The organism is bacterium, assembly GCA_037143175.1.
In the GTDB taxonomy this organism is placed as follows: domain Bacteria; phylum Verrucomicrobiota; class Kiritimatiellia; order CAIKKV01; family CAITUY01; genus JAABPW01.
Genome location: JBAWZF010000104.1, coordinates 1 through 2,470, shown reverse-complemented (window position 1 = coordinate 2,470; position 2,470 = coordinate 1). Strand labels below are relative to the sequence as shown.

Here is a 2,470-nt window from a genome sequence, read left to right as displayed (position 1 = left end):
GGGCGGTGGAATATTGTCTGTTGACACCTACTCTTTGATGGGTGACCCTGCGCACTGCCCTGCCTGCGCCCTCCTGAGTGACCCGGCAAGCCGAGTTTGTCCCACTTGCAAATCAAATGGATGGTTTGATATCATCCTTACAAGGAAATAAAGTTATGCAAGCGATCAAAACACGGGTGAAAATACCGATAAATCACCATCTGTCATTTAATTGTTATGTGCCCGACAGTGTGCCGTCGGGCACAACTGATGTGATGATCATTTTTGAAACCGTCAGGATTCCGGAAACGCAGCAGCGCATTCTGGGCCAATTTGCTGGCCGCATCAAAATTGCAGACGATTTTGATGCGCCATTGACCGATCAATTCTGGCTGGGAGAAGGTAAGTGAAGTATCTAAATAAAGATCCATTTGATCGGCTTTTGATAGCGCAGGCTGCATGTGAAAATATCGCATTCATGAGCGCCGATGACATAATGGCTCAATATGATATAGAAACTGTCTGGTGAGCGATTCAAACATCGATAGACAGGATACACAGGATAAAGAGGTTAGCGCATTCCCCCTAAACCTATCCTGTAAATCATGTATATCCATGTTAACCCTCTTCTCCGTTTGTAAAATTGATTCAACGTTCGAAGTTGAATGTTGACTGTTCGATGTTCATTTATCATGTTCGCACAATGTTACTTGTAACGATGTGACCCTGATCCCCCTCCCGCGGGAAAGCCGGCCACTCGCAGAGAACGAGAAGAAGTAAGTGGCTGAAAAGAAGTCCGGCAATCGAAAAGTTTGAAAAAACGGAGAGGAAAGGCTATATTTTAAGGATGAAGATTGAAATCGAAAGAGAATCTGATGGTCGCTGGATTGCCGAAATTCCGGATTTGCCCGGCGTGATGGCCTATGGTGACAGCAGGTCTGATGCCGTGTCAAAGGCTGAGACCATCGCTCTTCGTGTCATCGCTGACCGGATGGAGCATGGCGAAACCGTTCCGGAACTGGATGAACTGTTTGCGGTGCCGGCATGAGTCACTGGCCGTCTCGCAAGGCTCGTCTTGTTTTGGCGGCTTTGTTGCGAATGGGCTGGTCAATCAAACGACAAGCAGGAACGTCTCATCGAATTTTGTCACGCCCCGATTGGCCGGATTACGTCTTTGCATTTCATGACGGCGAAGAAATTGGGCCTCACATGCTTGCCCGAATCGCGCGACGGACCGGCCTGACACCAAGAGACCTTTGAGAACTAGCCGAAAGTCGAAACGTGACCCGGCGATCCCGACCCTCGATCATCAATAATTGCCGCTTTAATGCTGACTATTTGCGTGATCTTAAAGAGCTGAAAATGCAGCATCGGGAAACTGCTTGCCCCTGTCCCGAACAACGGCTATCTTCACACGCCCCTGAAGGAGGCTTTCAAAGATTATCGGCACATTGGTGCGCATAATTCACGGGGATGAAATCTCCTGTTTAGCAGTGAAAGCGCAATAATAACTGTTCAATGTTCGTTCTCATCAAGGTGGCAGCCGGCGTCCCCGGCGGCTGCACTGGACCCCAGCCAAGCGAATGTGTTCGCCGAGGACGTCGAACGCCACCTTGAATATGGATGAGCCTGTTTGACCGCACTCGCAGTGGACGAGAAGAAGTGAGTGGCTGAAAAGAAGATAATCCAATTGTGAAAAGTGAAGACGTTGCCCCGCGCCTTTGACCCCGTGCCTTCGCACTCGCAGAGAACGAGTCCAGGTTTACACATGCCTGCAGGTTGTGATACTATCTGTTCCGTAGGAAAAGGAGGCCGTTATGACAACGCTTGAGTTGGAAAGCGTCTTAAGGATGCCCGTTGAACGCAGAATTTTATGGATTGAAGATGTTTGGGATTCAATACAGCAACAGCCAGACAGCCTTCAGGTTCCGGACAGTCACAAGAGGGAATTGGATCGGCGGTTTCAGAAATATGCAGATGATCCATCCGCATTTTTGTCAGAGCAAGAGCTTAAAAAAGCTGTGAATGCGCGGAGATAAGTCATGCGAGTTGCTTATGCTCGGGAAGTCGCTGACGATTTGGCGGGTGCCCGCACTTGGTATGAGAGCCGTGCCCCGGGACTGGGAGAAGACTTTCTTCGGATGGCTTACGCCACAATCAGTGAACTTGGCGAATTTCCTTATTCGAACGGAACGGTATACAATAGTTTCCGGCGGGCCTTGTTAAGGCGGTTTCCTTACAGTGTATATTATTTTGTTTCACATGATGTGATCACCGTATACGGCGTATTCCATTCTTCAAAAGATCCTCAGGTGATCAGGCAGTTGCTTGACACAAGATAACAGCCCCTCCCCTAAAACCATCCTGTAAATCATGTATATCCATGTTAACCCTCTTCTCCGTTGACTGTTCGATGTTCGTTTTATCACGTTCGCGCAATGTTACTTGTTACGATGTGATAATCATCCAAATCAATTGACAAAAAAGGCGA

Annotated in this window: 5 protein-coding genes; all 5 read left to right on the top strand. The window is 48.3% G+C overall.

Going from position 1 to position 2,470, the window contains the following annotated elements:
* Positions 1 to 155 precede the first annotated feature (155 nt).
* Complete coding sequence (locus tag WCI03_15295) at positions 156 to 389, top strand: hypothetical protein (GenBank protein MEI8141217.1); 234 nt, start codon at positions 156 to 158, stop codon at positions 387 to 389.
* Positions 390 to 826: 437 nt separating this feature from the next.
* Positions 827 to 1,027, top strand: coding sequence for a type II toxin-antitoxin system HicB family antitoxin (locus WCI03_15290; GenBank protein MEI8141216.1), 201 nt, complete (start codon positions 827 to 829; stop codon positions 1,025 to 1,027).
* A complete protein-coding gene (locus tag WCI03_15285) occupies positions 1,024 to 1,239 on the top strand; it encodes a type II toxin-antitoxin system HicA family toxin (GenBank protein MEI8141215.1) in 216 nt (71 codons plus the stop codon). The genes WCI03_15290 and WCI03_15285 overlap by 4 nt, the downstream gene beginning before the upstream one ends.
* A gap of 557 nt (positions 1,240 to 1,796) precedes the next feature.
* Positions 1,797 to 2,018 (top strand): addiction module protein, encoded by a 222-nt coding sequence (locus WCI03_15280; protein ID MEI8141214.1) that lies wholly within the window; start codon positions 1,797 to 1,799, stop codon positions 2,016 to 2,018.
* 3 nt (positions 2,019 to 2,021) lie between these two features.
* Positions 2,022 to 2,321, top strand: a complete 300-nt coding sequence (locus WCI03_15275) for a type II toxin-antitoxin system RelE/ParE family toxin (protein ID MEI8141213.1) — start codon at positions 2,022 to 2,024, stop codon at positions 2,319 to 2,321.
* The last annotated feature ends 149 nt before the right edge of the window (positions 2,322 to 2,470 follow it).